Source organism: Aureisphaera sp. (genome assembly GCF_059726885.1).
Window position 1 is genome coordinate 3,636,925 of sequence record NZ_AP041051.1, and the last position, 15,283, is coordinate 3,652,207.

Below are 15,283 nucleotides of genomic sequence, written 5' to 3' on the forward strand. Positions count from 1 at the left end.
TTTTAATCTTCCCCTCTTGCGAATTCCTTTTTAGCCTAGCTTACTTTACTTCAATTGTTTTCTTAAGGGAGACGGGTAACCCATTTTCTGTAAATCCTTCGAAAGAGATCTCATAGGTTCCCGTATTGTCCGAGGTGTAAAAATGCCATTGATCCCCTTCGGAAGTCACCTCAGCATTGGGTTCCCATAATAACTGACTTCTAAAATCGGGAATGCGATCATTGCCATCCTTCCCATATTGTTGGGCGAAATAAGATTTTTTAGACTGAGGTGTAAACAAATTGATTTTGGCTACATAATCCCCTCTTAGGGTATCATAAAAATCGCCCTCAATGGTCTCAACGATTATTACGCCTTGAAAAACATCGGCTCCCAAATAGTATTTATCACGTACAATGCCAATGGTCTTTATTTTCCGTGATGGGTAATCTACCAATTGTTGCTGGTCCTGAAGAACAATTCCATCAATAATAATCAGCGGTGGGAAATCGGAAACCAAAGTGTTTTCGTAGGAACGTACCGAAAATACGGTCTCACCATTCACATTCTTGGTCCATGCATCATCAATAAACTCTAGAAATGTTTCCTTTACTGTACTAAATCGCTTGTAATCATCTAAGTCATATGATGTTCCGCGTTTACCATAGAACGGTTTACTTGCTACTGGCAGTTTTACCGTGTCTGGTTTCAATTCGTAATACCCATTTTCTATTTGATTATAAACGCTCCGTTTTACGATAGACTCTTCCAAATTAGCATCAATATAAAAAGGTTGAAATTCAAGACCATCGTAATTAATGGAAGTGTGTTCCTTCACTTCAATGCTGTAATCTGAAGCAGTATCACCAAGCACCTGAAACGTTGCTTTTTCATCATTAAATTCTTCCTGAAGAATAAAATAGAACACCCCTTTTTCGTTGGTGTTCGCAATTTTGGTTACGAAATCCTGACCCGGGATCGATAAGGCCACTTTGGCATTTGCGATTGGGCCTTTATTGGTTTTGTCAACCACATTTCCCCAAACTACTTCTCCCCTTAATTCAGGTAAATAAAGGGTCTCTCCCAATCTAGGTGTTACTTGTTTTGAGGGTCGTTTTTTATAATTCTGACTGTTAACTTTTGCAAAAGGCACATTGAAATCCCTCTTTTTTACTGAAATAGAATAGGTTCCGCCCGTAAGATCCATACTTTGATTGTTTAAGGTAACAACCACTCTTTCCCTGGGAGCAAATAGGGTCTTGTTGGTGCGAATGCCAGAATTATTTGCGATCAGGTTCTCCTGTGTATTATTGGTAATGATACGCTGGGGTTCGCCTTCATTTGTTTCGGATAATAAAATGCTTTCCTGGGCATTTTGATATGGGTTTATAATCGCAACATCACCATTAAAAAACACCTTCTCGCCGGAATTGCGCATCCATTGGGTATAGGCAATCAGCTTGTAACTGCCAGATGGAGTACCTACGGGTAAAAAGAAATCCCCTTGTCCTTTGCCATTATGCAAACGAACCTTATGTTTAAAAACGGATCTTCCATCAGAAGCAACCAATTCAACATAGGAGACTTTGCTTAACGTACTCAACTTTTGGGTGGTACTATTTTTACAATACACTTTGTAGTACAAATACTCTCCAGCAAATAGTAGATTTGTATTATAATGCACATATATCTCTTCTTGCGGAATATTTCGATATCCCTCCAAGACCTCCTGCGTAGCTGTGACGGTTTGGCCAAAGACCCCGAAAATACTACCAATACATACACTAAGGGTAAAAACAAATTTTCTCATCATACTACGTTTTAATCGACCCAAAAATCTGGGACACTATTTGTTCCCAATGCGGTACAATCCCCACAAGCCCTCGCCACAACGAAAAAGGGTCCTGGAAATGCCTCATTGGGCATGTCGTTTAATCGAATATATCTTAATTCATTTCTTCGAATTCCTATTACCAATGGGCCACAAACGCCAGGAACCAAGGTTGCAGGTTCAGGCGCAAACTCCGTACATCCCGAAGGATACGGTGGTAAGGGTTCGCCAGGGTAAAAATCGACGTAGTTAAAATACAAACGTCTTTCGGACACGCTCGATACTTCAAAAAAGCCGACCACTTTTTCTTCAGCCTTCGTTTCCGACCTTATATTCCCTTCAAAAAAGCCTGGTTGGTTTTGGGAAAACAGACTCTCACTACCCGATAGCTCATCCAATAGTCTAAAATAGGTGTACGCCTCTAGGGACTGGACATATTGTCTCACAAGAATGCTATATCGGTGTGAAATAATGTAATTGTCTTCATCCAGAAATCGGACGAGATGACGTTGTACCCTACTTTCTGAGAGCCCGCTGGTGCTTACCAAATTTACATCGGTGGAAGCAACTGTATTATAACATATTCGCTCCTCCTGTTTTCGTATCCCCAGCATGACACCACAGGGTGGATCCGTTACTTCAATCATTGAGGTACTATTCCAAAGCGGAGCAATGATTTTATAGGTTTCTTCGTATTCGTACCTAAAATAGTCTGCAGAACCCGTAGGGTCAAAACTATCCACAAAAATGGATACACCATCATCACCAAAATCGGTCGTTACCCTTTCTGCATACAAATTGTCAATCGGAATCTCCGCTACCATTTGGGTAGGGGTACTTGTGTAGCTTTTGCCATCGCTTGTAGCAATTCTTAATTGATAATCTATATTGGCCTGTGCAGCGAATTCTGAGGTAGATGTGTATAGACCCGGAATTGAAGACTCTTCAAAAACTATGGCTCCATTGCTTGTATCCAAGGAGACGATCGCACCACTTTCTGCAGTAGGTCCCTCTTCCTCAAATTCATAGGTGCGACTCAGTCGAATTTGCTGCTGTTTCAGTTCATTAGTAAGTGTGGCCTCTACGACCAGTGCGCTCTCCAAAGTCGCTGTATTAAAATCGATTTCTTCAACACAACCTTGCAACAAGAGCATGATTATTGCCATTATTGAAAAAGCATAGGGTATGTTGAAAGTTAGTTTTTTCATTCTTCCCAAAATTCTGGAATTACATTAGTTCCCACTACAGTGCAATCTCCACAAACGGCATCGACCACAAAGTACTCACCCTCTTCTGGGGTACCGCCATTGGGGTTATCCCTTGTATATACGACCTCTTCATTCAATAAGGCTGTAATAAGGGAACCACATTGATCTGTGGGGTGTCCAAGATCCCTTGGTGGTGCAAATTCCGTACAGCCCGAGATATAAGGTGGTAGTGGGCCATCTGGAATAAGGTCCCTAAAGTTGAAAAAAACACGTTTTTCAGCTACATGGGACACTTCAAAAAAGCCTATCACCTTTTCTTCGGCATTGGTTTCGGATAAAATGTTTCCTTCAAAAAAACCGGGTTGATTCTGTGAAAAAATGCTTCCTTCCCCTGAAAACTCCTGCAAGGTGGTGTAATAGGTATTAGCTTCCCTAGACTGTACAAACTGTTTTACGTTCACACTATAGCGATGTGTAATGCGATAATCCCTTCTTGAAATTCTTCGAACGAGAAAACGCTCTAATCTATCTTCATTAAGGCTTGTTGTATTGCCCAGAACGATTTCCGTAGAAGCCTCAGTGCGAAAACAGACTCTTTTTTCTTCAGTTTTGTTCACCAATTCGACCGAACACTCTGGCCAAGTAGGATCTATGACCACAAGATCTTCCAAACGCCATAAAGGGGCAATGACCTTAAATGTCTCATCATAGGTGAATCTGTAGAACTGGGATTCCCCATCCGGGTCGAAACTATCAACAAATATGGAGATTCCATCATCCCCAATATCGTCTATAACCCGTTCTGCATATAGATTACCAATATCTGTTTGCTTGGTAAGTTGGGTGTTGCTGGAACTATATTCCCTTCCATCACTCGTCCTTATTTTTAATTGATAATCTACATTGGGTACTGCACTAAAGCTAGATCCTGATACATAACGTCCATTCTCTTCTTCATTGAATATAATGGTTCCGTTACTACTTTCTACACTAACTGTTGCTCCAATTTCCGGTATTGGCCCATTAGCATCGAAGGCGTAGGTTCTGCTCAACAGTATTTCATGCTGCTTATCCTCATCAGTGATAATAGCTTCAATAACCAAGGCACTTTCCAAATCCTCTGTTTCGAAAGCTACCTCTTCTACACATGCACTTAATAGAGCAGCAAAAGCGAAAATTCCAATAATTCTGTACACAATTTTCTTTTTCATATGGTTTAATCTATCCAAAAATCAGGGACTTCGGTGGTTCCAAACAATGTGCAATCGCCACATTCCTTCGGGACCAAATCATAAGGACCGTCTAATGGGAAAAAAAATGGCGGTTTATCATAAAATTGTTGATCCAGGTTTATTTGAAAAAACAAATACTTTTCACGCGGTAGTACCCTAAGGATTAGTTCTCCACAATCTTCTTCAAATGGAAACGAATATTTGTCATAATGCAAAGGGGCAAATAGATCGCAAAATCGTACTTGGGAAGGAATCTCAACATCGGGAAAGTAGTCTACATAATTCACATAGATTCTTCTGGTAGACACAGAGGATACATCAAAAAAACCAATTACGGGAAGTTCCGTGTTGGCCGCTTCTATATTTCCTGCCAAATAACCCGGTTGCACCTGCGAAAAGGTGTTCGGGGTTTCCTGAAACTCCAATAGCCTATCGAAATAAAAGAAGGCATCGCTGGACTGGGTGTATTGTTTTACTTCGATGCTATACCTTTGACCTATAATATAATCATCGCTCGCGATTTGTCGCACCTTAAATCTACTTACGGTATTCGTGCTTACATCGTCCGTACTCACTTGTAATATTTCCTTATTCCTTACCGTATTGTAGCAAATCTCTTTATCCACTTTCTTGGGGATGAATTCCACATCGCAAAAGGCAAATATGGGATTGGCAATGACCAGCTCTAAATCATTGTATTTGGGTGCCACAATTTTATACGTTTCTTCGAATTGATAACGGTAATGGTTTACGTTTCCTGTGGGGTCATCGCTATCTACAAATATAGAAAGTACTGGTGCCCCACTTTCATTCGTTTCCCGTTCGGCATATAGATCCTGAAATACACTAGGTGGTGTTAGTCGTCTGGGCTCGGACATATACTGTTCTCCATTCTGCGTAGCAATATTCAATGTATAATTTGTATTGGGCTGTGCGGCAAAAGGGGCTACGGAAAGATAGGTTCCCGCCGCTACCTCTTCAAAAGGAATGGTTTCAGTATCGGTTTCAATATATACGGTTGCATTCCTTTCTGGAACTGAGCTAGTAATGGTGTCGCTGAAACCATGACTTCTACTCAATAGTACCTCCTGATGCTTGATTTCATCAGAAATAATGGTTTCCACTACCAATGCACTGTCCGCCGTCTGGCCATTAAAAGATATCTCTTCAAAACACGAAGAAGCCGTCGCCATAATCAAGACGACACCCAGTATATAATATGTTTTGCCCGAATACATATCAGAATTTGAAGTTATAGGTGATGGTGGGAACGGGTATTGAAAAAATCGAGCTCTGTAATGCTTTTACCTGGCCTTCTTCTGTCACGAAAAAGACTGAATAAGGGTTGTTCCTTCCCAAAACATTATAGATGGATATATTCCAAAAGCTATGTGCCAACTTCTTGTTCTTATGATTTCCTTCTACATTAAAGCTTATATCGAAACGATAGTAATCCGGAATCCTAAACTTATTTCTTTCACTGTAAAGTACGAACTCCGAATTATTGATAAAGAAATTACCCACTGGCACGGTAACCGGCCTTCCCGTTTGGTACACAAAATTGGCCGACAAACTAAATCGCTTCGTTAACTTGTAATTTGCCACTAAGCTGATATCATGAGGCTTATCAAAATTACTTGGAAAATAATCTCCATTATTGATAGTCTCTTCAGAAAAACGACTATCAAATTTCTGCTCAGAACGCGAGTAGGTATAGGACAACCAACCATTAAGGCTTCCTTTTCTTTTTCTAAGCAAGAATTCCACACCATATGCCCTACCTTCACCTTGCAGCACTTCCGTTTCTATGGTTTCATTCAATAGTAATTCTGCACCTGTCTTGAAATCCAATACATTATCCAAGGTTTTGTAATAGCCTTCCAAACTTATTTCGAAGGCATTTCCTTCTAGGTTCTTATAAAAACCGAGGGCGTATTGATTGGCCTCTTGGGGTTTAATATTTAAATCTGAAAGTTTCCAAGTATCCGTGGGCGATACCGTTGTATTATTGGTAAGGGTATGAATGTATTGATAGGTATTGTTAAAACTTGCCTTTACGGATAAGTCCGGTGTAATAAAATACCGTGAGGATATCCGAAATTCGGGACCACCATACGTCTCAATGGATTCGTTATTGGCAAATTCCCTACTCTCAATAAAAGTATCTTCATTTCGTGGTAGTCCATCGGCATAGACATTCTGGTCTGACGGTCCCAAAGCTGAATAGAAGGAATACCGGACACCTGCACTTAACTGCCATTCTTCGGTAAGGTTCCAATCATCTGATATAAATAATGCAGATTCCCAACCTCGTTCTTTGGGTATGGTAATGGGTATGACACTCGATCCATTTATAGGGTCTATTTCTCCTGGGTTCACACTGTAGAGCTTAGATGACACACCATAGTTAAGCGTATGATTATCTCCTAAATTCGATTCCATTTTTAACTTAACCTTAGTTTCGGTAATGTCGTATCCCAAGTCGAAATCCGTATTTGATTCGCCATCAAATTCGATCCCAAATCTATAGTTGCTGTTCGATACGCCTATACTTCCCCTCGTATTCTCGTTAAATTCATGATTCCAACGAAGGGAGACCATTCTGTTAGAATAATTAAAAAGTGAATCTGAAGTAATACTAAAGGCGTCCTTGCTATAATATCCCGTGAACCTTATATCGTCTTTTTCACCAATCTTGTGGTTGTACTTGGCAATGACATCATAGAAGTTAGCCTCACTATTCTTAAGGGCTTCATCATCTAATGAACGTAATATCCAATTAGAATACGTTGTTCTTCCTCCTACTAGAAATGCCCCTTTACCCTTTTCTACAGGAACTTCCACCGCTAGACTACCTGTAACTGGCCCAATTGAACCTTCTGCAGATAGCTTTTCCACATTGGCGTCTTTGGTAATGATATCTACAACCGAAGAGAGGCGTCCTCCATATTCGGCTGGTATGTTTCCTTTATAAATTTTAGCATCTTCCGTGGTAAAGGGATTAATTCCTGAGAATATTCCAAAAAAATGGGTAGGATTGTACACTACTCCATCGTCCAATAAGATAAGATTCTGATCTTCCTTACCACCACGCACATTAAATCCGGAACTTCCTTCCCCGGCTGTTGTAATACCAGGCAAGGTAGTCGCTACTTTCAGAATATCCCGTTCTCCCAAGACCAAAGGGATGTTCTTTATTTCTTTTACGTCTATTTCGGTCACACCGGTGGAAACTTCGGCCACGTTCTGTTTGGCACTCCCTTCCAAAACAACTGTTTCCAATTGTTCCAGTCCTTCTTGCATGGCTATGTTCAATTCACCGTTGTTGTAAATAATGATGCGCTTCTGAAGGTTCTGAAAACCCAGTGATCTTATTTCTACCCTATTTACGCCAGGTTGCAATGTAATGCGATACGCCCCACTGGCATTGGTGGTTGTACCGAATCCAGAGTTCTTGACAACAAAGGTGACATTAGGCAATGGTTTACCTGCCTCGTCCGTCACCACACCCGAAAGGGTAAAACTACTGGCATTATTGCCCTTTGTTTCCTTTCCAATCCGTACAGTTTCTATGGGAACCGCACTAGAAGTACTCGGAATTGTATTGAATATGGGTGAGACATTCCTTGGAGCAGGCTCAGTAGTGGTTTGATTTCCGGAATCCGTTTCCCTTCCAAAAAAGCCCTGTGGCAATTGATCGTACACAAAGTTATTTTGGGTGAGCACTACCTTGTCCCCATCCAATAAGTAATAATTAATGGTAGTTTCCTCGAAAAGACCGCTTAGCACATCCTCCATGGAATCTTCCGAAAAGTTACTGGAGACAATCTTGTCTTTCAACCAACTTCTTTCGAAATAAAACTGAATGCCTGTTTCCCTTTCCAGTTTAAGCAAAGCTTCTTCGAGCGTTTCATTCTGAAAGGAAATAGTGATGTTATTTACCTCTTGCCCCGAAATAATCCCAGATAGAAGCATACAAGCCAATAAGAACAACTTCTTTATCATGGGGTTGGGTTTTTACTGTTCGACATTTGACTTGCTTTATTGAATAATGCCTTTAACTGCTGTTCCTTGTCGGAACGCCTTAAAGCGTCATTGGAATTAAGGAATGATTTTAGTTCCTTTTTAATATTGGGGAATAGCTCGTAGAAATCACTTTTATTATTGACCCAATGATAGGTTCCGTCCATTTCAACAACGTAATCGCTCTTGGTATCAAAAAACTCGAAATACAAAATTCGCTTGTCCTCTTTTTTAACCCTCCGCTTCCTATGTTTTTTGTAGAATGTACCTAATGAATTACTGCCCAAGCGTTCGTGATACCCTTCAATTCCCTTTGCCTTGGCATTGGCATCCGTAACATTAATAAAGGTATGTCCTCCAAAACTAAACAGGGTCACTTTGCTCTTTATAAGCTGCAATAAGGACTTCTGGGCTTCGCTTTCTAGATTGGCAATAAGTTCGTCTTCATATATATCATATTTAAGACTGATGCCGTAATAATCCTGTCCGTCGTATTCCACAGTTCCTTCATAGAAGGATTGATTAATAAAGAACTTATGATTGTCACGGGTCGTTTTATACCCTTCGATATATTCTACACCGTTAAAGAGAGGAGTGTTCTCTATGCCCACTATACCATCATACCATGAATAATAACTATTGTCTGGTGTACTGTTCTGTGCTAGGGCAAATGAGGTACAAAAAATGCATACGAATACAATGGAGGGAATTTTCATTGGCAGTTTTTTTGGTTGATCGGCAATCCGAAGGAATACCTTTCTGATCTTAAATTTATTTCAAAAAAGATGAAAAACTGCCCTAAGAGGGAAATTATTTACACAGAGTGCCCACATTTTATAAATTAAGACTGTGGCAATTAATAAGAAAAAAAGGATTATTCCATATCGGATAACAGCACCAAATCATTCTGAATAGCAAAAATGACCAATCCTGCAATATTTTTTACATTGGCTTTGTCCAGAAGGTTTTTACGGTGTACCTCGACCGTTCTTTTACTAATGAAAAGTTTCTCTGCAATCTCCTGAGACGTATTTTGATGACAGATAAGTTCTAACACATCTTTCTCCCTAGGTGTTATGAGTTCATCATCAAAAATTGTCTTGGCATCATTCTTATTGGCCAAATTGGTGATTCCCTTTATGGCTTTCATTACATCTGTATCGTAATAAAACCCATTATAATACACTTGCTTTATGGTATGCAAGACTTTGCTTGGGGCAGAATTTTTTACCAGATAGGCACTTGCGCCCACTTGGATCATATTGCGGATAAAAGGTTTCGTATTGTAAGTGGTTAGAGCAATGATACTAATTTCAGGATATGCCTTATGAATTGTCTTGGTAGCTTCCACTCCATTAAGTTCTGGCATTTTTATATCCATAATGATAATATCGGGAAGTAGTTCGGCTCCCGCCAGATAATCCAGTAGTTCTTTTCCATTGCAGGCCTGGTGGATAATACTAATGTCCTCATCCTTGGAAAGGATATGAGCCATGCCCACACGAAAAAGTTCTTCGTCGTCCGCTAATACTAGATTTATTTTCACTCCGGGGTCGTTTGGTTTTCGTAAAGTTATAAAATTGAACAGATACTAACTGTTACTTGTCAAGGGTTTTTCAATTTTCACCTGTATTCCTTCATTTGGAGCAGACTTCATAACAAGGGTAGCCTTAAGTATATCTGCCCTATTTTGTATGCCACTCATCCCCAGTCCTTTTGCTTTCAAGGCTTCACTCATATCGAAACCCTTGCCATTATCCTTGTAGCCCAATTGTACCCCTGAATCCAATTTAGTAAGGGATAGGTCAATGTGAGAGGCTTCACTGTACTTAATGGAATTATTGAACAATTCCTGAACTACCCTAAATAAATGGAGTTCATCCTCCTCGGGAAGGATTTCCATGGGATAGTCTGCCTGATAATTCACTTGAAATTTCCCAGATTCGGATACCTCGTCACATAATTCTTCTAAAGCTGCTTCCAGCCCAAATTTGCTCAACGTAGGAGGTAAAAGATCATGCGCTATCCTCCTCGAATTCTCCAACACCGTTGAAGTAATGGTAAGTATACTTTGACCAAATTTATTGGCCTCCTCCTTCGTTACTTCAGCTTCCGTTAAAAAATTGGCATTTAAGGACACCACATTCAGTTTCGAACTAATGGCATCGTGAAGGTCCTGCGCTATCCTGCTCCGTTCTTCTTCCTGTGTAATAATCGTAGCTTGCAGCAATTCTTTTTGATGGTCTATCTCCAATCGTGCCTTTTCCAATTCGGCCTTGATGATCTTTTTTCGGGAAAAGTAGAAGAACAAAACAATGGCTATGGACATAAGCAATAAAAGTCCAATCGCTATTAATATGATGTTCGTAATCTGGTTTTCGGAGTTCAACACTTCTTCCACAAAGCGAATATAGGAATTTTGAAACGCTACTTAGTCCTCGAATTTGGTCTATAGTTCTTAAACCATTCAATTAGTACTAAAATCTGAAATAGCAATGCCAAGAATCTATTTACATTGATTAGAATACGCTTTGTTTCGATTGAAAAATCTAAATCCAAAACTAAATTTCCTGAAGCAAATATTAAGGTACTTGAAATTAAGTAGATCAACAATCCCATATTTACGATGATAAATTCTTTTTTGCCTTGGAGGGATTTGTACAGATAGATCATCGCATACACTACCAAAATAGCGTGTGTAATGGCCATACCAAGAGGGTTGTACCTTAAGTATATGGTTGGGTCATCAATGAATTGATAGGATACGAATAGAAGAACACCAACCAAAACAATTTTAATTAATAGGCTCTTTAACAGTTCGAAATAGAAAAAGGACAATAATATAAACTGCGAGATGAAGTAATAGTGGGAGTAATACAAATTATTTGCATTTAAACCTCCCCGCCCCACATAGTAAGACCCCCATTGAATCATCGCAATGAGGAATAAATAAATAGTGAAAATTTTATAAGCCCTATTATTTCTAATAAAGCTTATAAAGTAAATAAGGGCAATAATAGGGGCGGCATAGATAATGACATCCCCTATTAGCCTAAAAAATTCTAATGAACTCAATTCAATGGACTATTTGGGTCGCATGCAGATGGGCAAGGTTCTGTGAAATCCCATATGGAATTAGAACCTGCAGCTTCGGCTCCCTCAGCCCCTCCAACAGAAGGTAGAAGGTCTCTATAAATAACAGACCCATCCTTTTGGGTATCCTGGGAGGTCCCCACGAAAATTAACTTTTCGACTCCCCCGTCCATAGCCAAATACGCCCGCGCACAAGGATTTCCTCCCTGTCCACTAATTTCATTTAAGACACCCTGAAGATCCTGGATAGGAATAAGGAATGCCTTAGCTGATGTAGAAGGCGAACCTCTCCATGCAGTTGTCCATGAAATGGCTTCGGCTAATGTAATTTTCTTGTCTGTTGCACTCATATTTAAAGTTTATTGGTTACTAGTTCTATGCTTTGTGGGGAAAACATAAACTAAAAATAGTAAAACCCTCGTAACTTGACGAGGGTTTTAAAAACTTATCGATAAAGTGTACTAGAATAGGCGCTTCACGAGGTTTTGTGTTGAGCTATTCTTCATGTGAGAAATATCCTCGTTCTCAATGGCTTGCAGGGTTCCCTTTGCCAATTTCTTTCCTAATTCCACTCCCCACTGATCATAACTAAAAATATTCCAAATGACACCCTGCACGAACAATTTGTGCTCATACATGGCAACAAGGCTTCCCAAAGTCTTCGGTGTCAACTTTTTAATTAAAATTGTATTGGTTGGTTTGTTTCCTGTAAAAACTTTAAAGGAATTTTCTACTTGGGCGCCGTAGGTCCCTTGCAATAAGGCTTCTGTCTGGGCCACCATATTGGCCATTAATTTGTTTTGATGATCTTCATTCCCGTGTAAGGACGTTGCAAACCCAATAAAGTCGGTTGGGATCGTTTTAGTTCCTTGATGAATCAATTGAAAAAAAGCATGCTGTGCATTGGTTCCTGTACTTCCCCAAACTATGGTTCCTGTTTGGTAATCGATCGGATTGCCATTACGATCTACACTCTTTCCATTACTCTCCATAATCCCTTGTTGAAGGTAGGCAACAAGCTTATTCAAATATTGGGAATATGGCACTATGCATTCACTTTCGGCACCGTAGAAATTATTGTACCAAATCGAGAGTAACCCCAACAATACCGGAATATTTTCTTCAAAAGATGCATTTTGAAAATGCACATCCATTTCGTGGGCTCCTTTTAAGAGGTTTTCAAAATTGTCATACCCTACCGAACAGGCAATGGAAAGTCCCACAGCACTCCAAAGTGAAAAACGACCTCCTACCCAATCCCACATTGGGAATATATTTTCGGAGGAAATTCCAAAATCGGAAACGGCCTGCAAATTGGTAGAAACGGCAACGAAATGCTTTGCCACATCTTCTAGGGTTGCCGATTTCAGAAACCAATCCCGTATCGTGTTAGCATTGGTAAGGGTTTCTTGGGTGGTAAAGGTTTTGGAAACAATAATGAACAAGGTCGTCTCAGGGTTCAATCCCTTCAATGATTCCATGGTATGATCCCCATCTACGTTCGAAACGAATCGCACTTGTAGGGCATTATGATAGAATTGCAGCGCCTCACAGATCATATCTGGACCCAAATCACTTCCTCCAATACCAATATTAACAATGGTTTCAATAGGTTTTCCTGTATATCCTTTCCATTGTCCATTAATAACTGACTCCGTAAACCCTTTTATCTTATCTAGTGTTGCACGTACTTCGGGTTTCATATTGCTGAAGTCCCTAAGATCAGTATGCCCTACAGCTCTATTTTCGGTTTCATTAATGTGTTCACCTTTGCATTGAGCGTCTATAGCCTCTTTTAGTTTAACATCATTGGCCAGCTCGAGCAAAAGTGCCTTTGTAGTTTCCGTAATTCTATTTTTGGAGTAGTCTACGTAAAAATCATTCCATTGAACAGAAAAGCGCTCTGCACGAGAAGGATCATTGCTAAAATAATCCTGCATTTTGTCATTTTCAACTTCGGAAAAGTGCGCAGATAATTGTTCCCATGCCTTTGTTTCTGTGGGATTGATTTTAGGGAAACTCATTAGATAATGGTATTAGTTTTGAGTGGCTACGTTTAATCGGTGATTTCGGTAATAATCGATAAGCCCGTCTATTGGCCTACGAATGACATTACCTAATTCCAACTGATAGCGTTTCATGCAATCTTCAATAATATCTTTGGAAAAATGCGCAATAGAACCTACAAAATGGATAGGCACACTTTGTGCTTCTTTATAGCACATGATACGATAATCTATAAAACGTATAATCCCTTCACTGATCAGTTTATAGAAATACCCATTCACTTCTTCACTAGTGAAGATAAATTCAGCAAAGCTTGCTAAATAAGTATTTGGATTGGGTCTCTGATATAAGTTTTGTTTAATCACATCGGGATCTAAATCGAAACGCTTCTCAAATTCCTCTGCCAACGTTACAGGCATTCTTTTATAGAAATAATCCCTTATCAATCGTTTGCCAAAATAATTTCCACTGGCTTCATCCATGAGGGAGAATCCCAATGAAGCAACTGGTGTATGAATCTCGGTACCATCGTAATAGCAGCTATTGGAGCCTGTTCCTAAAATACAAACTATTCCAGGTTCGGTTGTGGCCGCATATACCGCTGCAGCAACATCTTCCTGAACAGTAACCGTTGCATTTTTAAACAGGTCCTCCAGTACCAATCGTAATGCTGTTCGTGGTGTTTCAGTTCCACAGCCAGCACCATAAAAGTCCACCATGGTTGCCTTTCCGAAGAGTCCGGGTAAATCATTGTTTTCCTGTATTCTTTTGTACAGGTCCTCGCGCGGTACCACAGCTGGGTTTAATCCACGCGTTCGTGTTTTAAGGACTTGATTCCCCGATTCATCTAGCAATATCCAATCGCACTTCGTAGAACCACCGTCAGCTATAATTGTCATATATTAAATACTTGCAATGTGTACTGCCAAATCGATCAATTTAGCAGAATATCCAAATTCGTTATCATACCAAGCCACTAATTTAAAGAAATTGTCATTAAGGGCTATTCCTGCATTTGCATCAAAATTACAGGTGTTGGGGTCGCTTACAAAGTCTTGGGAAACCACAGGGTCCTCCACATAATCTACAATGCCTTTAAACGAACCAGATGCCGCATCTTTAAAGAGTTGCTTAACTTCTTCGTAGGTAGCTGATTTCTCTGTACGAACCGTAAGGTCCACTACAGATACATCTGCCGTAGGTACCCTAAATGCCATTCCGGTAAGTTTTCCTTGCAAGGCAGGTATTACCTTAGTCACGGCTACCGCTGCTCCCGTACTTGTAGGGATAATGTTCGAAATAGCGCTTCTTCCCAGTCGATAGTTCTTTCTTGCTGGACCATCTACCGTAAGTTGGGTTGCAGTTGCTGCATGTACTGTTGTCATTAACCCTTCGACTATCCCAAGGTTGTCGTCTATAACCTTCGCCATAGGGGCCAAGCAATTCGTCGTACAAGATGCATTGGAAACGACAGTGTCCTCAGGCTTTACCTCATTATGGTTTACTCCCATAACAAACATAGGAGCATCCTTAGAAGGCGCAGAAATAACTACTTTTTTAGCTCCAGCCTTTATATGGGCTCCTGCAGTATCCTTGGTTGTAAAAATGCCTGTACAGTCGATGATTATTTCAGCTCCTGCTTCATCCCATTTTAAATCTTCAGGATTTCTTTCTGCCGACACTCGTATGGTTTTACCATCTACGACTAAATGCCCATCCTTTACCTCGACCGTTCCGTCATATTTTCCATGTACAGAATCATACTTTAAAAGATACGCCAGATGATCTACATCCAATAAATCATTTACTGCCACAATCTCCACGTTGTAATTCTTAGCGGCTACCCTAAAAGCAATTCTTCCTATTCGGCCAAAACCGTTTATACCAATTTTTGTCATATTCTTTTTTTG

The 15,283-nt window shown here is 40.0% G+C and carries 13 protein-coding genes; all 13 read right to left on the reverse strand.

What is annotated here, in order from left to right; all coding sequences use genetic code 11:
• Positions 1-40: 40 nt before the first annotated feature.
• A complete protein-coding gene (locus AC6JAD_RS16355) occupies positions 41-1,792 on the reverse strand; it encodes a hypothetical protein (protein WP_497865750.1) in 1,752 nt (583 codons plus the stop codon).
• A gap of 8 nt (positions 1,793-1,800) precedes the next feature.
• Complete coding sequence (locus tag AC6JAD_RS16360; protein WP_461303879.1) at positions 1,801-3,018, reverse strand: DUF4249 domain-containing protein; 1,218 nt, start codon at positions 3,016-3,018, stop codon at positions 1,801-1,803.
• The gene (locus AC6JAD_RS16365) at positions 3,015-4,229 is read right to left on the reverse strand and encodes a DUF4249 domain-containing protein (RefSeq protein ID WP_461303878.1); all 1,215 of its coding nucleotides are present in this window, start codon (positions 4,227-4,229) and stop codon (positions 3,015-3,017) included. The genes AC6JAD_RS16360 and AC6JAD_RS16365 overlap by 4 nt, the downstream gene beginning before the upstream one ends.
• Before the next feature lie 5 nt (positions 4,230-4,234).
• On the reverse strand, positions 4,235-5,488 hold the full coding sequence (locus AC6JAD_RS16370) for a DUF4249 domain-containing protein (protein ID WP_461303877.1): 1,254 nt from the start codon (positions 5,486-5,488) through the stop codon (positions 4,235-4,237).
• A 1-nt stretch (position 5,489) separates the two neighbouring features.
• Entirely contained in the window at positions 5,490-8,255 is a 2,766-nt protein-coding gene (locus tag AC6JAD_RS16375; RefSeq protein WP_461303876.1) for a TonB-dependent receptor domain-containing protein, read from the reverse strand.
• Positions 8,252-8,989 (reverse strand): hypothetical protein, encoded by a 738-nt coding sequence (locus AC6JAD_RS16380; protein WP_461303875.1) that lies wholly within the window; start codon positions 8,987-8,989, stop codon positions 8,252-8,254. Before AC6JAD_RS16380 ends, AC6JAD_RS16375 begins: the two co-directional genes overlap by 4 nt.
• 158 nt (positions 8,990-9,147) lie before the next feature.
• Entirely contained in the window at positions 9,148-9,819 is a 672-nt protein-coding gene (locus AC6JAD_RS16385) for a response regulator transcription factor (RefSeq protein ID WP_461303874.1), read from the reverse strand.
• Positions 9,820-9,864: 45 nt separating this feature from the next.
• Positions 9,865-10,674, reverse strand: coding sequence for a sensor histidine kinase (locus AC6JAD_RS16390; RefSeq protein WP_461303873.1), 810 nt, complete (start codon positions 10,672-10,674; stop codon positions 9,865-9,867).
• Between the two features lie 26 nt (positions 10,675-10,700).
• Complete coding sequence (locus AC6JAD_RS16395) at positions 10,701-11,348, reverse strand: hypothetical protein (protein WP_461303872.1); 648 nt, start codon at positions 11,346-11,348, stop codon at positions 10,701-10,703.
• Complete coding sequence (locus AC6JAD_RS16400) at positions 11,345-11,716, reverse strand: hypothetical protein (protein ID WP_461303871.1); 372 nt, start codon at positions 11,714-11,716, stop codon at positions 11,345-11,347. The genes AC6JAD_RS16395 and AC6JAD_RS16400 overlap by 4 nt, the downstream gene beginning before the upstream one ends.
• Before the next feature lie 111 nt (positions 11,717-11,827).
• The gene (gene pgi / locus AC6JAD_RS16405; RefSeq protein ID WP_461303870.1) at positions 11,828-13,390 is read right to left on the reverse strand and encodes a glucose-6-phosphate isomerase; all 1,563 of its coding nucleotides are present in this window, start codon (positions 13,388-13,390) and stop codon (positions 11,828-11,830) included.
• 12 nt (positions 13,391-13,402) lie between these two features.
• Complete coding sequence (locus AC6JAD_RS16410; protein ID WP_461303869.1) at positions 13,403-14,272, reverse strand: N-acetylglucosamine kinase; 870 nt, start codon at positions 14,270-14,272, stop codon at positions 13,403-13,405.
• Positions 14,273-14,275: 3 nt separating this feature from the next.
• A complete protein-coding gene (gene gap / locus AC6JAD_RS16415) occupies positions 14,276-15,271 on the reverse strand; it encodes a type I glyceraldehyde-3-phosphate dehydrogenase (protein ID WP_461303868.1) in 996 nt (331 codons plus the stop codon).
• Between the last annotated feature and the right edge of the window lie 12 nt (positions 15,272-15,283).